14 protein-coding genes are annotated in these 15,847 nt (G+C 40.3%); 11 read left to right on the top strand and 3 right to left on the bottom strand.

Annotated features, from left to right (window positions below):
• The first annotated feature begins 204 nt into the window (after positions 1-204).
• From G630_RS25665 to G630_RS20715, 3 genes are all read left to right on the top strand, one after another.
• On the top strand, positions 205-2,670 hold the full coding sequence (locus G630_RS25665) for an IS1096 element passenger TnpR family protein (RefSeq protein WP_049946091.1): 2,466 nt from the start codon (positions 205-207) through the stop codon (positions 2,668-2,670).
• The gene (locus G630_RS25660) at positions 2,591-2,863 is read left to right on the top strand and encodes a hypothetical protein (RefSeq protein ID WP_155831937.1); all 273 of its coding nucleotides are present in this window, start codon (positions 2,591-2,593) and stop codon (positions 2,861-2,863) included. The genes G630_RS25665 and G630_RS25660 overlap by 80 nt, the downstream gene beginning before the upstream one ends.
• Positions 2,864-3,094: 231 nt before the next feature.
• Positions 3,095-3,832, top strand: coding sequence for an ion transporter (locus tag G630_RS20715; RefSeq protein ID WP_049946090.1), 738 nt, complete (start codon positions 3,095-3,097; stop codon positions 3,830-3,832).
• 41 nt (positions 3,833-3,873) lie between these two features.
• Here G630_RS20715 and G630_RS0104700 read toward each other — a convergent pair whose 3' ends face one another.
• Positions 3,874-4,293 (bottom strand): hypothetical protein, encoded by a 420-nt coding sequence (locus G630_RS0104700; RefSeq protein WP_026497907.1) that lies wholly within the window; start codon positions 4,291-4,293, stop codon positions 3,874-3,876.
• 42 nt (positions 4,294-4,335) lie between these two features.
• Here G630_RS0104700 and G630_RS0104695 point away from each other — a divergent pair, with 42 nt between their 5' ends.
• Positions 4,336-5,103 carry a hypothetical protein gene (locus G630_RS0104695; protein WP_026497906.1) on the top strand — a complete coding sequence of 256 codons (768 nt, stop codon included), beginning with the start codon at positions 4,336-4,338 and terminating at the stop codon, positions 5,101-5,103.
• Positions 5,104-5,217: 114 nt separating this feature from the next.
• Entirely contained in the window at positions 5,218-6,792 is a 1,575-nt protein-coding gene (locus G630_RS0104690) for an ATP-binding protein (protein WP_049946089.1), read from the top strand.
• Positions 6,793-6,835: 43 nt separating this feature from the next.
• Here the strand turns inward: G630_RS0104690 and G630_RS0104685 are convergent, their stop codons facing one another.
• Positions 6,836-7,063, bottom strand: a complete 228-nt coding sequence (locus G630_RS0104685; protein WP_026497904.1) for a hypothetical protein — start codon at positions 7,061-7,063, stop codon at positions 6,836-6,838.
• A gap of 591 nt (positions 7,064-7,654) precedes the next feature.
• Here G630_RS0104685 and G630_RS0104680 point away from each other — a divergent pair.
• Together G630_RS0104680 and G630_RS0104675 are read left to right on the top strand one after the other, a co-directional pair.
• On the top strand, positions 7,655-8,080 hold the full coding sequence (locus G630_RS0104680; protein WP_026497903.1) for a hypothetical protein: 426 nt from the start codon (positions 7,655-7,657) through the stop codon (positions 8,078-8,080).
• Between the two features lie 100 nt (positions 8,081-8,180).
• Positions 8,181-8,930 carry an O-antigen ligase family protein gene (locus G630_RS0104675; RefSeq protein WP_026497902.1) on the top strand — a complete coding sequence of 250 codons (750 nt, stop codon included), beginning with the start codon at positions 8,181-8,183 and terminating at the stop codon, positions 8,928-8,930.
• Here G630_RS0104675 and G630_RS0104670 read toward each other — a convergent pair.
• Positions 8,923-11,244, bottom strand: coding sequence for a putative bifunctional diguanylate cyclase/phosphodiesterase (locus G630_RS0104670; RefSeq protein ID WP_081667795.1), 2,322 nt, complete (start codon positions 11,242-11,244; stop codon positions 8,923-8,925). The two genes, G630_RS0104675 and G630_RS0104670, sit on opposite strands and share 8 nt — an antisense overlap.
• A 132-nt stretch (positions 11,245-11,376) precedes the next feature.
• Between G630_RS0104670 and G630_RS0104665 the strand changes: the two genes are divergently transcribed.
• The 4 genes from G630_RS0104665 to G630_RS0104650 all read left to right on the top strand — a co-directional run bounded on the left by G630_RS0104665 (position 11,377) and on the right by G630_RS0104650 (position 15,843).
• Positions 11,377-12,912 carry a hypothetical protein gene (locus tag G630_RS0104665; RefSeq protein WP_026497900.1) on the top strand — a complete coding sequence of 512 codons (1,536 nt, stop codon included), beginning with the start codon at positions 11,377-11,379 and terminating at the stop codon, positions 12,910-12,912.
• A gap of 135 nt (positions 12,913-13,047) precedes the next feature.
• Complete coding sequence (locus G630_RS0104660) at positions 13,048-13,527, top strand: fibronectin type III domain-containing protein (protein ID WP_026497899.1); 480 nt, start codon at positions 13,048-13,050, stop codon at positions 13,525-13,527.
• A gap of 163 nt (positions 13,528-13,690) precedes the next feature.
• A complete protein-coding gene (locus G630_RS0104655) occupies positions 13,691-15,055 on the top strand; it encodes a transglutaminase domain-containing protein (protein ID WP_026497898.1) in 1,365 nt (454 codons plus the stop codon).
• A 149-nt stretch (positions 15,056-15,204) separates the two neighbouring features.
• Positions 15,205-15,843, top strand: coding sequence for an NUDIX hydrolase (locus G630_RS0104650; protein WP_022760707.1), 639 nt, complete (start codon positions 15,205-15,207; stop codon positions 15,841-15,843).
• Positions 15,844-15,847: the final 4 nt, after the last annotated feature.

Below are 15,847 nucleotides of genomic sequence, written 5' to 3'. Positions count from 1 at the left end.
AGAGGAGTGCCTTGCGGCTCTTAAGAAGAACTATGATGGATACCATTTTCATCAGGGAGGCGAGGGAGTATACACTAGCTTTTCCAAATGAGGAAGTTAAATATGGATTCATGCAGAGCTTGATGCCGGAGTATGTGAGATGCATACCTTTACAGGACGAATAGATTGCGTTCTTGAATTAACAGATCGGAGAAATAAATCTTAATGAAAGCATATCAGCTTAAAATCACAATCAAAAATTCAAAACCGCCAATCTGGCGCAGATGTATAGTACCAGCAGGACTTAGCTTTTCACAGCTGACGGTGGTTATACATAAAGTAATGGGATGGTGGGAAGGACACCTTAGTGAGTATACATTTGGCAATCAGGGAGTAAGGCTCCTTGAGCAGGCTGATGAATTTGATGGCGGATGGGATATGGATGTTTTGGACTCATCAGAATATATCATTGATGAGTTTTTTGAAGATACAAAGTCTTTTACATATCTATATGATTTTGGAGATGACTGGTATCATACTGTTCAAATCGAGAAGATTATCAAAGATTATGAGTATGACTATCCGATGGTAATTAAATTTAAGGGAGATACTCCTCCCGAAGACTGCGGCGGTATATGGGGCTATTATCAGATGCTTGAGACTCTCGATGACCCCAAAGATCCTGAGCATGATGAAATTAAGGAATGGTTCAATGAACAGAGTAACGGACCATACGATATGGAACTGGTCAATCAGGAATTATCAAGATACAAAAAAACAAAAAAGAAAATAAAGCCTGTTAGTGAAGAGAATCTCCTATACAAAACTATGAGTTCCCGCGGAAATATAAATCTTGATCAGGTAAGCGCTCCCAAAAACAGAGATTACATTGTGAGTAAAGAACAGCAGAAGAAACTTGAGAAGGCTATTAAGGATATTGGAAATACATTGAAAGCCGTTGCTGATGCCAAGGAGACTTTTGACAAAACTCTTCGCCACACTTATGGCGATGAAAATGTGGACAACTACTACGAATTCATGGACCAGACAAACAACGGCGACAAGAAGGTTAAGACTCTTTTTGATTATGACAAATGGACAGATGTGACAATAGAAAAATCCAGGCATCAGATTCAGGATCTGATGCTTAATCTGCGTGACATAGATATCAAGAACTACATCAAATACATGCAGATTCCCGATAAGAGCGGTACTACAAAGCTCGAGAGAATAAGAAAAATCGTTAATGAATTAAAAGAGCATCCGGAATATTTTATGTACCTGTACCACCAGGATGAGCTGGAAACACTTTTTGACATATATGATAGTAAAACAGACATTTTTAAATTCGATGGCTTTGCACCTGATGAAATAATGGATACTATCATGATCAGCATCCTTATGGGGATTCTTGAAGTCAAGGAGAAAGGTAACAAGGCACAAATTAAGCTTGCAGAGGATGCGGGTGAGATCATTGAGCCTGTAAGGGAGCTTTATAAGAAATCCGGGAGAAAGATATATAGAGAGCTTGGCGATTTTGATAGACGAATGGGCGGAATTATCATGGCTTATGGCATATTTGAGATAGACAAAATCGCGCCGACAATGAACCAAATTTATGGGATAAAGGCAGATGAAAAAGACGTTACCGTAAAAACCTATCTTCATCTTACCATGCCCACAGTGCTTCAGACTTGCACAGATTATCTTAGCGGTGAATCCCACGTTGTAATGCCGGGGCTTGATGCGCAGTCTATCATTGAATATCGGAAACTGAAACTTGGAAGCGACATTGATTACAAGACTTTTACAAGTACAGACGCTCAGATAGTATCTCGGGATATGGCAGACATCTATTATGCATGGGCTGATATGGGTATGCTGTTTGAACATGCCTTTGAACTTGAAGACAGAGAAACAAGTGAGCATATGGATTATCTCTATCGCTGCGTACTTAATGGCTGTGATGCGGGATTTCTATTTGAGGAACTGTGTGAGATATATCCGATCAATAATTATTTCATGCTTTCGGAGTACTGGCATAAGAGTATAGCCTGCGTGATGGATACCGGACTTCCTCACTTAAAGGGTTATTCAAGATATGAGTATTACAAGCTCACAGGGCAGCGCCCGCAGGAACTTCCGGTGTCATCCTTTGCAACAACCGGTAAAAAGAGTAAGGGTGCGAAGGCACATCTTATGTACCTTCCGGAGGACATACAATGGGAATTATATGAGCTTCGTGTTACGGATGAGATGAAGACGCACAAGGAAGAATTTGCAGAGCGGGCAGAAAAAATACTTGCAAAGTACCCGGACAATCTGGAAGTTATGGCGAGCTTCGTGGATTTCTTTATGGCAGTTGGCAAAAAGGAACGCACCGAATTTCTTCTTGGAAGAATAAAGAAACTGGCGCCTGAACTATCTACGGAAGTCAACAGAATGCAGAACATGATAAAGAAGGGGAGAGTACCGGATTACTTTGAATCAGACTTGCCCTTTCATGATGACGATGATTTATTCATTCATGGAATTGATGACGATCCATTACGTGACTGGGATGATGACCTCTTCATTCCTCAAAAGCCGATAGTCCGTGATAAGCCCAAGATTGGAAGAAATGATCCCTGTCCATGCGGGAGCGGCAAGAAATTCAAGAAATGCTGCATGGGGAAAGGGATATACGATTAAATTCTATCCCGGCTATGCGGATATTGCATATATTCCATCGCCTAAATATCCGGATAAACCTGCGATGTTAATAGAACTAAAATACAACAAGAGTGCAGATACCGCTCTTTCACAGATATTAAAGCAAAACTATCCTGAAAGGCTTGAACACTATAAAAAAATATGCTTCTTCCGAAAAATAAGTAATAGATAAATGAAAAGTAAAAAGGATAAATCCTGATGTAAAGTATGAAAATGCTTTATGTCAGGAGTTTTTTATGCCCTTTTTACGAATTTTGTACTGCCTCAGGAAATGACTCCGGAAATGCACTATTGTGTCAAAAACACCATTTGACGGTTCTATAGTATAGTTATATACTAAATAGGTACATTAGTGCATAATTGCATCATTAAAGTACTATAGAAAGTTTTTTGTGAGGAAAGTATGGGAGATTTAAAGCAGTACTGGTTTGTAATCAGGGAGCTTACGGGGAGAGAAATCAAGAGAAAATATGCCAGATCTTATCTGGGAATCTTGTGGAGCGTCCTTAGCCCACTTCTGTATATGCTTGTCATGACACTGGTATTCTCAACAATGTTCAAGAGAAGCATAGTCTTTATCATTGATTATATTCTTAGGTGGATTACTGCTGATTACAAATTGGGGAAGAAAAGTGTTACATCTTTTATCAAATATCCATTTACACCGATGGCCATTATTGACCTTCTTTCAATTCTTCCATTTATTACATATTTGGATAAGAGCCTGAGAATTCTTCGCATTTTCCGATTTATTAAAACCCTGAGAATGTTTAGGATTTTTCGTACGATCAGGTATTCAGGTAGTATGGAGATCCTGGTAGCTGTTATGAAGGAGTCAAAGAGGGCATTACTTGAAGTGGCATCCTTGGCGGTGGGGTACGTGTTTGTTTCTGTATTGGTGGTTTTCAGTGTGGAGCCTGAATCTTTCAAGACTTTTTTTGATGCTATATATTGGGCAACAGTCTCTTTGACAACAGTGGGATATGGAGATATTTATCCGGTGACTACTGTGGGTAGGACTGTGGCGATGTTTTCGTCTGTGTTTGGAATAGCTATTGTAGCGCTGCCTTCCGGTATTGTGACGGCGGGGTATTTGAATGCGCTGTCTAAAAGGAGTGGGGAGAATACAGAGGAAAAGTAGAAACACCTCACATTTTACAAGGTGAGGTGTAAAGAAAATGCTTATTGTTTGTTCTTTAAATCTTCAATCTGCTTTTTTAGGGCTTCGATTTCAGCATCTTTTTGACTCATGATATCTTTGATGGCAGAATCTTTTTGCTGTCGAAGGGCTTCGATTTCAGCATCTTTTTCATCAAGCTGTTTTTGATAGAAGATACGAACATCGTTCTGAGTGCGATAGTAATCCTCGCGCGCAAGGCATTGCAGCCGGATTTTTTCTTCTTGGGAAAGAGAATAAACTGTTTCAGAGGCCTCTTTTAATATATCTTTTTCGGAAGCTAACATATTCAGTTCCTCCCATGTTTTGGCGGTGAAGAGTCTGGCCCAATAATCGATGTTGTAGGCTTTGTCTTCTTTGGTTGCTAACTCTATCTGAGTTAAGTCTAGCACGCGGAGTTGGAGCTTGTCACTATAAATTTCCATAAAGTAAATCAGGGGTATTCGATTAAGGACATCCTGGGCTCGATGGAACTTGATGAGCTTGCAGGAGAGTTGCCGCCTTCTATTAATGCCGGCGATGAGCTTACTGATAAGAATAGCTCTATTTTGCGCAGTTTTATCGAATCAAAATGGGATGAGGTCAGAGCTGTTTATGATTCTCAGGTAAGGGCAGCAGGATGTTACTATAAGACTAAGCTCTTAGGATGCTCGCGGGCAGCAGCAGTTGATATAGGCTGGGCAGGCAGCGGTACCATGGCTTTATACAGGCTATCAGGTGAAGCGTGGAATCTGGGATGTGATGTCAGAGGTATTGTTGCCGGGACGAATACTGTATACAATGCAGAGCCTGACGCTGCGGAGCCGTTCCTTCAATCAGGTCGTATGGTGGCGTACCTGTACTCGCAGTCCCATAACCGAGATCTTCTTAAGAAGCATGATCCGGACAAGGGCTACAATGTGTTCTGGGAGCTTCTTTTGTCATCGGATAATCCGCAGTTTGTGGGATTCTATGAAGGAGATGAGAGGAAGGGCGTCGATGATATTTATGATGCGGCGCTGGATATTACCATGCGCTTTGGCAAAAGGGATGTAGATCCTGACGGCGTTGCGGAGATTCAACGAGGTATTCTTGATTTTGTAACGCAGTATAAAGAACATTTTGAAGAGTATCCTTATATGTTCAATATCAGCGGAAGAGATGTGTACGCGCCTCTTCTGGCAGTTGCCTGCAAAAATGAGAGATATCTTCACGAGATTGAAAAGAAATTCAAGCTTGAGATAAATGTGGTTTGATGATGGAGAGGCATGTATGTGATGTCGGATTAACAAATATTCTCTGCTATGGTAGGATTATTATATACTTAACAATATTAAACAGAAACAGGAATGTTTTGGAGGAAATCTGCCATGGAGAGGAAACTTCCGGTAGGAATACAGGGGTTTGAGAAATTACGCACCGACAATTTCTTATATGTAGATAAGACAAAATACATTTATAAGTTGGCGCATAATAATGTACCCTATTTCCTTAGCAGACCAAGGAGATTCGGAAAAAGCTTGCTACTTTCTGCTATGAAGGCCTATTGGGAAGGGAAAAAGGAACTCTTCACAGGTTTGGAGATAGAGGAACTTGAAAAAAATAATGAGGATGCATGGGCGGAGTATCCTGTTTTTTACTTCGATTTTAATGGTGAAAACTATAATGAAACATCTATCGAAACTGTTTTGGATGGAATGCTTTCCGATTGGGAAGAGGTGTATGGGACGCAGTATAATCAGCGTACATTAGGAGACCGATTTCAGAAGGTACTTGAACTTGCGGTAGAAAAGACCGGGAGAAGATGTGTTGTTCTTATAGATGAGTATGACAAACCTCTTCTGGATACGCTTGATCATAAGGAACTTCAAAATCATATAAAGGATGTTTTCAAGGGGTTTTTTAGCCGCCTTAAAAAAGCTGATGAATCTATACACTTCATTTTTATAACCGGAGTATCAAAATTTCATAAGGTTAGTATTTTTAGTGACTTAAATCAGCTTCGGGATATATCTTTAGATAGAGATTATGCCGCTCTGTGTGGGCTTACAGGCAAAGAGATTCGCGATACTTTTTGGCCTGAGATAGAGACGCTTGCCAAGTATCAGGAACTAACTGAAGAAGAGTGTTTTAATGCTTTGAAAATGAATTATGACGGATATCATTTTCATTTGTCAGGAGAAGGAATTTATAACCCTTATAGTGTACTGTCTGCTTTGTTCGCAAAAGACTTTGGAGCATATTGGTTTGAGACAGGTACCCCCACTTTTTTGATTCATCAGATTAAGGAAAGAGGGTTTGATCTTAGAAAATTTACTAATAATACTATATATACAAATGAAGCTGCTCTGAAAGATTATACCGGTGACACTTTAGATCTTGTTCCGCTGTTATATCAAACGGGATATCTTACAATTGCTGATTATGATAAGGTAAAGAAAAGATATACGCTGTGCTTTCCAAATGAAGAAGTTAAGTACAGTTTTATGGAAAACCTTATGCCGGCTTATGTCCCCAAAGCAAATGCCGGGAATGGACTGGATATATTTACTTTAGATGAGTATATCGAGAGCGGAAAGCTCGAGAATATCAAAGATTTTCTTACTGCACTGTTCGCAAATATTACATACACTATCAAAGATGATCCATTTGAACATTATTTTCAATCGGTTATCTATTTGGTGTTTACTTTGCTTGGGAAGATTGTGCAGTGCGAGATGCATACATATACCGGTCGTATAGATTGTAAAGTTGAAACATCTGATTATATATATCTGTTTGAATTTAAGAGGGATGGTTCTGCTGAGGCAGCATTAAAGCAGATAGATACAAAGGATTATGCTCTTCCGTTTGTCGCTGATTCCAGAAAGCTATACAAGATAGGCGTATCATTTGATTCTGAAAGTCGAAAACTTATAGGCTGGGAAGTGGCTGAAAAAAACTAAGATGAGATGAGCCGGCGCGTCAAGCGCCGGCTCTACTTTTGCTTTAAATCAGACCTTCCTTATCATCCAGGAAAATCTCAAACAAATCATATCTTTCCAGAAACTCATAGGCTGCAAGAAGCTCATCACGTAGGAGATTGCGAGAGTGCTGGAGATAATCAAGTTCATCTCTTACATACTTATAGGTTTCTGTAGTATGCATCGCATGGATAATGGCTTTCCCGAGTTTTCCTCGTTTAAAGAGTATTTCTTTAATTTTGTTATAATTCATAAACGAAATCTCCTTTCTTTATCATCGCAAACAATAGCTATACGAAAGATATAAAGGAGAGAACGTTTTCGTAGTAAGACGTACAAAGTAGCATTCAGAATGAAAAAACGGACGATAGTAACTGTTTTTAGGGAAGATTAATTTTATGGGGTAAGAATTTAATTATTATTTAATAGAAATGTTTCTTCAAGAAAACACAATAAACACAAATGTGAGATATTAAAGGATGCATGAAACGGTATAAATATGATTGTAAATATCTTGAAAATTTAACGGCTCCGGCTTGTTGCAGGAAGCCGGAGCCAAGAAAAGTGATTCAAGGATACTATCATAAAGCTGTCCTTGTTTATATAATTATATACTATAGATATCAAAATATGCAATAACTACACAATAAGCATGAAAGGACAGTTCAAATTTAAAAAGAGAAAGAAATGATTTTATATAATAACGTGAAATTAAATATACGAAAAAAAGTATAAAATAATAATAGTGACTATTGACTTTATAAAAGCTAAATCTGTACTATAGATATGTTTTGAAAATCAAAACGCTCAAAAATACAATAAAATGAAAAGGGAGAATGTGATTATGAAGAGACTTATTGCAATGGCCCTTGCAGCAGTAGTTGTTGCTACCTCTGCACCGGCAGTCGGAAATGCAGCTAACGTTGATGCAACAGTACTGAAGGCTGAAAGCGTATCCGTTCAGGAGAAGGATCAGCAGGAGAAGTTCGAGAAGGGTGAAGTTGCTACCGTTAAGGATGAGGACGTTGAAGAGAGCGTTCAGCTTAAGGATGGTGAAGTAACTGTTACAGCTGTTAAGTCTGATGCAAAGACTGTTAAGATTAAGGGCGAAGTTAACGGCAAGCCTGTATCAAAGATCAGTGCTAAGGCACTTAAGGGCTTCAAGGGTAAGAAGATTGTTCTTGAGGACGTAAGCAAGAAGACCTACAAGAAGCTTGTTAAGAAGCTTCAGAAGAGTGCTCCTAAGGGCGTTAAGTTTAAGAGAGGATAATATCCATCTTTCATAAGAACAAGTATAAAAGAGACTGGCAGGGCTATTAAGCCTGTCAGTCTCATTCTTTATATAAAGTTTTTTGGGGAGGTTTGTTTTTTTGAATATTTCACTTACTAAACAAAATGCATCACGTGTTTATTTTCTAATGATTCTTTTGGTCGCACCCTTATATATGACTAATGGATTCAATAATACTCATGCTGATGGCATATATGTTGGTGTGATTATCGGCGGAGGATGTTTTGCACTTTTACTGCTTCACATGTATCTTGAGATGAAGCTTTCGAAAGAACAGCTTGAGTCCATTTTTAAGCGGGTATTTTGGGTATATATTGTAGTGGCGGTATTATGCTGTCTTGGCGCGATTGTTTGGGCTGTGAAAAATTATGATATGAACTTCCTAAACAGAAGAGGACTGTTGTGGTTTATTGCAGTTGATGGCTTTTTTACTCAGGAACTTCCACAGCAGATTATAGGAGTTGGCCCTGGATGTATAGACGCGATATCCATGGACTATTACTTTGAAATTGAAGAAGCTTATGGGGCATTCTATTTCATTGAAAATGCTCACAATGATATTCTTGAATATCTTTTCACAACAGGACTTTTGGGTGCTATTGCTTATCTTGGAATATATTTAAGCGTCATCGTGAGTTTTGTTAGAAGTCTTATTAAGAATGAAAATTTAGAGGGTATTGAGCTTTATGCAACTATTGGACTTGTTGGTTATATGGCTCAGTCTTTAATGAACGGACCTCATCCTTTAACCACAGCGATGTTTTTTGTACTGCTTACAATATACCGGGGGAGTAAATTACGGAAATCACAGATTTCCAACCTCACTTAAGGTAATTTTCCTCAAACTCCTCAGCTGAGCAGGGCTTACCGTAATAATATCCCTCAGCGTAGTTGATACCGATTTCACGAATCTTGTCAGCTTGTTCCTTGGTCTCAACGCCTACTGCGCAGCTGATTATATCCAGTGACCGGGCCAGGGCATGAATGGATTTTAAAAGTATAAGCGAATTATCATCTCTGTAGGCTCGTGATACTAGAGAGTGGGATATTTTTATTACCTTGAAAGTGCAGTCCAAAAAGTTGGACAGACGAAGTTCTCCGCCGCCAAAGTCGTTGAGGCAGAGAGGAAAGCCGAAATTGTAAAGATCAAGAAGGGCTTCCTTGGAGGTTTCTTCGGCGCTCAGCATAACACTTGTACTGATATCAAGCCCAAGGTTACCAACAGGAAAGTTCATATCCTTTGTGACTTTTTTTAAATGATTTATAAAGGTTGTATCCAGCAGCTGAAGTGCAGACAAATTGATAGATATATTGAGAGCCTCATCCCTGTTGCTGTTCCATGTGTTCATACGGCTTACGGCTTCGGTAACAATCCATTTTCCGAGAGAGTCCATGAGACCACATTCTTCCGCAATGGGAATCAGCTCGCCTATTGAATACTCAAAATCTGTATTCTGCTTAAGCCTGGGATATACCTCAGCGCCAAGCAGCTTACCTGTGGACATGTTAACTATAGGCTGATAGTGAAGGACGAAATCCTTCTCGGGGTCAGCCTTTTTAATTATGGATTCAAGCAGTCTGTGTTTTTCAATAGAGGCTACCAGTGCTTTGTCAAAGAATTTGTAATCATCCCTTATGGTGCTTCTTTTTACGGAATACATCGCGGCATCCGCGTAGGAGACGACGAGATTGACATCATTGGAGTCCTCGGGGTAGATAGCTATTCCGATACTTCCCGAAAGATTGAAACTGTAAGTATCAAGTGTGACAGGGGTATTGAAAAGCTTTTGAAGCTTCTCAGCTGCCTCAAGCACATCCTTTCTGCCGATAACATCCTCCATTACGATCATGAATTCGTCTCCGCCGGTTCTGAAAGGAATAAGATTTTTCGGAAGGTCTAGCATTCTCTGGCCGAATTCTGCAAGTACGCGGTCTCCCATATCATGTCCGTAGGTGTCATTGATAGGCTTGAAGTGATTTAAGTCTATAGCAAAAATCGCATAGCGCTGACCGCTCGCCGCATATTCTGAGGAGAGCTTTCTAAGATACATCGCATTGTAACGTCTGTTGTAGATTCCTGTCAGAATATCGGTTGATGAAAGCTTTTGAAGGTTTTCATAGGCAAACTGAAGGTCCTTTGTTTTTTCTTCAACCTGCTTTTCCAGAATCTGGTTCTGTTCTCTCTGCTGCTTTAAAAGCTGCTCGTCAAGCATGGAATTATCATGCGTCGCAGACATTATCCAGTATCCCATGACTGCAATGAGTATGTAGAAAAACTCATTTTCCGACAAAAATCCAATAAAATAGAAGAAACCGTCAAGGAGCACTAGGGTTGAAACCAGTACCTTGAGAAAAGTTGTACTTTTTTTGCCCCGCTGATAATTGACTATATCAAAGGAATACCCGAATTCCGCCTGTGAATATGTGCCGTGAGCAATCATGATCATGAAAAGCATATAGAGAAGATTCATATATACGTTCTCAGGATCCCGGCCCATCGCTTCTTTGTATGTGTAATCAAAGTCAATGAGAATATAGAGGAAAATCCCCAGAGGAACAAAGCAGGTTCCCTTTTTTAGGGATAGTCCCGTCACCATGGTGAGCAGGAAAAACAGAATCATCATGATGAAGAAATTAAGAAAAATATAGATAAGAGCGCGTGCGTACTGTATTGGACTTGGATAAACTCCTCCAAGCAGAACGTCAAGGAATTTACGAAGGAGAACAAAACCTATAATGGTAATTGCAAAGGCGCTGTATGCGATCCTGTTAAGTGATGACCTGTTCAGCTTTTTAAACAAGTATAATACCAGTGCCAGCCCGAAGAAATAGTTTGGGAATATGAAAAATATCGAGCCGATGGTTTCGATGGCGGGAGAGGGATTTACATACTCGAAAATGAAAGTCATCAGATCCCCTGCAACCCATGCCAGTATGCCAAGTCCAAGAAGCGTCATATGCTTTCTGTAGGCTTCAGATATATACGCGCTGATATAAGTTACAGCAGCGGCAAGACAGGCTGTGATCGGGGAAAAAAGCGTCAATAAAAGAGAAGCCCCCGCAAAGGTGCTTACCACAAAACATCCATATGAGACCATAAGTGCAATCAGGATGGTCTTGTGAATTCTCTTCATCTTTTCCATAACTCAGTCACGTGCGCTCGTTAATGATATTACGTTTATATTATAATTCAGAAGAATAGGCTATTTATAAATATAAAATGAAAAGATTATTTAAATTATGCTAAAATTGCATAGATGGGAGACAGTGATAAAATGCGAAAGAAGAATAATCTTTTTATATACATATATCTTGGAGTTTCAGTAGTTTTATGTCTTATGCTGGCAACTAGATCGTCTTTTTTGTATCCTCTGAATAACTGGGACGATGCAAACAGCTATTTTTCCATGGGTAAGGCCATTTTCAACGGGAAAATGCCCTATAGGGACGTCTTTGATCAGAAGGGGATGTATCTGTATTTTCTTTACGGGCTTTCTTACCTGATTTCACATACAACTTTTATAGGGGTATTTGTACTTGAATGTGTGCTCGGATTTGCGGACGTGATTGCTTTTTACGGGATAATCAGACTGTTTGACGCAGGGAAGAAGCCTGACTCTTTGGAAGGAAAAGTTCTTTCTGCAATCCTGGCCGTACTGACCTTTGCGGTTATTGTTTGCTCCAGGAGCTTCTGGTGGGGCGGAGCGGCTGAGGAGATATGCCTTCCGTTCTATGCCGCGGGCTTATACCTTTCACTTGCATATTTTAAAAATGATTACAACAAGGCAGTCATGCCGTTTAAAAGTGTTTTTTATGGTGGAATTCTTGCGGGCTTCATCGCGAATATCAAGTTCACCGGACTTGGATTTTTCTTTGCATGGATGATGCTGGCGTTCTTTTCATTCCTTGCACATGGTGAATTTTTGAAGGGGATAAAAGCCTGTTTCGTTTTTTTGTTTGGGATGTTTCTGCCGTTTGTTCCGTGGATAGTATACTTTGGAATTCAGGGTGGTCTCTATGAGTGGTACTGGGGATATGTGTATGTAAATGTTTTTGTGTACACCAAGGTGGAGAGCGAAGTTCCGGGAGTTATGGGGCGCCTTCTCTATATGGCGAAGACACTGTACTGGCTGATTAGAGATGACTGGCAGTATTTTGTGCCGCTTATAGTTGGAATGATCTGGAGCGTATTTGGAGTTAAGTACTCGAAAAACAAGATAAATATGCTTGCAAGACTAAATGTGCCGGTGCTTTTTGCTTTTATGTTTTTGGGATTTTTCGGAGGAGGAAGAGACCTTCCCTATTATTCGCTGCCGCTCGCTATCTTTGCGGTACTTGGCTTTTCATTTGTGGGAAATTTTGTTTCAAAGGCGGGATTTTCCGGAAAGATATTTATTCCCGCTATTTGCACAGCACTTGCAATGCTTTTTATTGCGAATAATTCCATGAACATTCCTTTCATGAAAGTGGATAGGGACAGCTATTTTATGTACAGATTCCGCGATGAAGTTCTTGAATCAGAGAATCCGACACTCTTAAATGTGGGGTGCCTTGATGCCGGACTTTACACTTTGTGCGATATTGTTCCAAGCTGCAGATGGTTTCAGACTCAGACTCTTAATGTTGACGAACCTGAAAATAATCCCTACCTCGAACAGGAGAGATATGTCAGGGAGGGGCTTATAGACTACGTCCTTGTGCGCGATCATATACCGGATTCCATTGGTGACCATTATGACCTTATCGACAAGGAGACTTACGGATGGGACGGAGCAGAGTTTAATTATTATTTATATAAAAAGATAAAATAATATTTTTATAAAAAACACAGGCACGTTTTGTGCCAGAACCATAGTCATTGACAAATAGTGTCTGCATGTTGAAGGACAATAATACAAATGACAAAATATATAGTAGATTACTATTTCTTACGAGGAGGTAACACTATGAGGAAGAGACTATTTAAGGTTCTTGGTGCAATGCTTGCGACAGCTATGCTCTTTACGGCTGTTCCGGTTTCTACATTTATCGGTCCGGATAAGGTAAATGCCGAAGAGGACGAAGATGTCGATGAAGAGCTGAAAATAAAAGCTCCTGCCAAGGTAAAGGGCGTTAAGGCTACAAAGATTAAGAAGACCTATAAGATTACCTGGAATCGTATAGCTAAAAACTGTAAGGGATACGAGATACAGGTTTCTCCTTATAAGAACTTCGAGATGCCGGAAGAGGACGACGAGAGCGATGAAGATATTGAATATGAGGAGATTCAGGAATTCACAAATGAAGGAAAAGGGAAGACCTATGTGAAGGTATCCGGTCTCACCAAGAAGAAGGTCTATTATGTAAGGGTCCGTGCTTTTAATGAGAATGATGACGGAACAAAGTACGGAAAATGGTCTAAGGTGAAGAAGTTTAGGTATAAATAAGCAGATTAAAAAAATCGGCACTGTTTTAATATTTAAAGGAATATTTATGTTTTTTTAATATCAATATCTTGCGTGAATTACTATAATAATAGTGAAAGGGGGCTTATGGCTCCCTTTCGTTTTCGGTTAACGGATTAACGATTTTTCACAAGGATGTGATGATATGAGGATATTAGAGAACATTGCTTACGGATTAATGGGATTAGTATTTGCATGCCTTGCTTTTATTCTTGCATGCGTGGTAAATCCCGATATTGGGGTATGGGTTGGTGCCCTCCTGCAGCCTGCGGATGAAGAAGAGGTTCAGGTGGACACTTCTAATAAGTATTATGTCGAGGTCCCGGACTGGGACTATATCTACGGCAATTCTGAAGAAACTGATTCCCACGATGTTGAAAGTGAAGAAAATTCTTCCTCCGGTTTAGGTGACATGATTACAAATGCAGTCACCGGTATTTCTGATGCCATTGCGGAGCTTGAAGCAACCGAGGTTGATAATCCTGCAGACAACGACGTTACCGTTGAGGATGTTGCAAACGCTGCCGATGCTATGGTTGACGTACTCAAAGGAAAAGGAATTCATGTCGTTGTTGAGTCTGATGATAATAAGACCAAAGCAGAAGATACAGTCTCTTCGGATGGTTCAGACAATGCGGAAGCTGTGGCTTATGCTCCCGGGGTTCCCGTTGGAAAGAGCGGCTATGCAGCTTTTGATCCTGAGATAATTGAGCTTGATGATGAAGGGCTTGCAAGACAAGCCATAAACAGTGTGGACTACGGAGATCTGGGAGAGGGTCTGACCTTTGATTCGCAGTTTTATCCCTATTACAATATGCTAAGTGAAGAGGGAAAATCTCTTTACAGGCAGATATATGCGAATACAAGAGCTTTGAATCCTGCCTTCAGACCGGTTCAGCAGGTAACAATGGACACGATGCAGATGATAATCATGAGTGTTGTGCTTGATCATCCCGAGCTCTTCTGGCTTGATACAACTTTTTATCAGGAATATGACTATCAGGGAGTGGCTGTGAAGCTTCGCCTTCGATACTACGATAAGATAAAGGACATTCCTTCAGCGAACAGTCAGTTCCTGGCTGCGGCTGATCAGATTGTGGCAGGTGCAAGCGGGCTCCCGGATGATCTTTCGAAAGAGGTTTATATCCATAATTTGCTTGCGGAAAAGCTGAACTATAAGCATAATCCCCTCGATCAGAGCGCTTATAGTGCTATTGTCGGAAATGATACAGTGTGCGCGGGCTATGCCAAAGCGTTCCAGTATCTGATGCAGAGACTTGGCGTTCCGACTTATCTCTGTGCGGGCTACGCCGGACAGATGCATGCCTGGAACATAATAAAGCTCGGCGATAACTACTACAATGTGGATGTAACCTGGGATGACCAGGATCCTACAGTCTACGATTACTTCAATCTCTCCGACCGTGATAATTACAATCACAAGAGGATGTATAATTCGGTCTATCTGCCAGCATGCAATGAAGGCGTGTTCATCGCTGTGGCGGATTAAGGGGAAGCAATTGGCCGAGTCATGACATGGGATTATGTAAAACTTAAGGGAAAGTCTTAGCGGTTGGATTTATCTCCAACCGCTTCTTCATGGACAAAAAAATATGGCTGAACTATTATTAGTAAAGTAATAAAGGAGATGGAACAACTATGAATAAATTTCCGTTCAACAAAGAAAACGACAAAAATTTGATTTGGGAAGAGGTTAAGACCGAGCACATAATTAAGAATGAGTGGATTGATTTCAGACAGTCTGCCTTCAGGTTCCCTGACGGAACTGAATTTGAGCCCTACTACAGCTACAGCAGAAGAGATTATGTGGTAATTGTACCCTTTGATGAGGATGGGAATCTGATCTGCGTAAGGCAATACAGGCAGGGGATTAGACAAGTGACCACAGAGTTCCCGGCTGGTGGAATAGAAAGAAGTGACGGAAAAGAGTACAGAGATTTTTCACAAAATGGTGATAACATCAATTGTAGCAAAGCGGAGGAGGCACTTGAAGCTGCAAGGCGTGAACTGACCGAGGAGACAGGGTATGAGTCGGACGATTGGACACATCTCATAACAATTCCTTCAAATGCAACAATTGCTGATAACTATGCATATGTTTTCATGGCAAAAGGATGCAAAAAGGTCTCCGGGCAGCAGCTTGATGACACTGAATTCCTGAACGTTTACAGTATTAAACCGGAAGAAATTGATGAGCTTATAAAAAGCGGAGAGTTTCAGCAGGCGGTGCATGTGATGGCCTGGCTTATGGCATTAAGAGCGCTCGGACAAAAATAATTAT

Origin of the sequence: Butyrivibrio sp. WCD2001 (assembly GCF_000424485.1) — a bacterium.
Classification (GTDB): domain Bacteria; phylum Bacillota; class Clostridia; order Lachnospirales; family Lachnospiraceae; genus Butyrivibrio.
This window is presented reverse-complemented; position numbering and strand designations above follow the sequence as displayed.

What these genes read in the sequence shown, in the direction of transcription:
- G630_RS25665 (WP_049946091.1), top strand. Translation starts at nt 205, where the DNA reads ATGAAAGCATATCAGCTTAAAATCACAATCAAAAATTCAAAACCGCCA.
- G630_RS20715 (WP_049946090.1), top strand. Translation starts at nt 3,095, where the DNA reads ATGGGAGATTTAAAGCAGTACTGGTTTGTAATCAGGGAGCTTACGGGG.
- G630_RS0104700 (WP_026497907.1), bottom strand. Translation starts at nt 4,293, where the DNA reads ATGGAAATTTATAGTGACAAGCTCCAACTCCGCGTGCTAGACTTAACT.
- G630_RS0104695 (WP_026497906.1), top strand. Translation starts at nt 4,336, where the DNA reads ATGGAACTTGATGAGCTTGCAGGAGAGTTGCCGCCTTCTATTAATGCC.
- G630_RS0104690 (WP_049946089.1), top strand. Translation starts at nt 5,218, where the DNA reads ATGGAGAGGAAACTTCCGGTAGGAATACAGGGGTTTGAGAAATTACGC.
- G630_RS0104685 (WP_026497904.1), bottom strand. Translation starts at nt 7,063, where the DNA reads ATGAATTATAACAAAATTAAAGAAATACTCTTTAAACGAGGAAAACTC.
- G630_RS0104680 (WP_026497903.1), top strand. Translation starts at nt 7,655, where the DNA reads ATGAAGAGACTTATTGCAATGGCCCTTGCAGCAGTAGTTGTTGCTACC.
- G630_RS0104670 (WP_081667795.1), bottom strand. Translation starts at nt 11,244, where the DNA reads ATGGAAAAGATGAAGAGAATTCACAAGACCATCCTGATTGCACTTATG.
- G630_RS0104665 (WP_026497900.1), top strand. Translation starts at nt 11,377, where the DNA reads ATGCGAAAGAAGAATAATCTTTTTATATACATATATCTTGGAGTTTCA.
- G630_RS0104660 (WP_026497899.1), top strand. Translation starts at nt 13,048, where the DNA reads ATGAGGAAGAGACTATTTAAGGTTCTTGGTGCAATGCTTGCGACAGCT.
- G630_RS0104655 (WP_026497898.1), top strand. Translation starts at nt 13,691, where the DNA reads ATGAGGATATTAGAGAACATTGCTTACGGATTAATGGGATTAGTATTT.
- G630_RS0104650 (WP_022760707.1), top strand. Translation starts at nt 15,205, where the DNA reads ATGAATAAATTTCCGTTCAACAAAGAAAACGACAAAAATTTGATTTGG.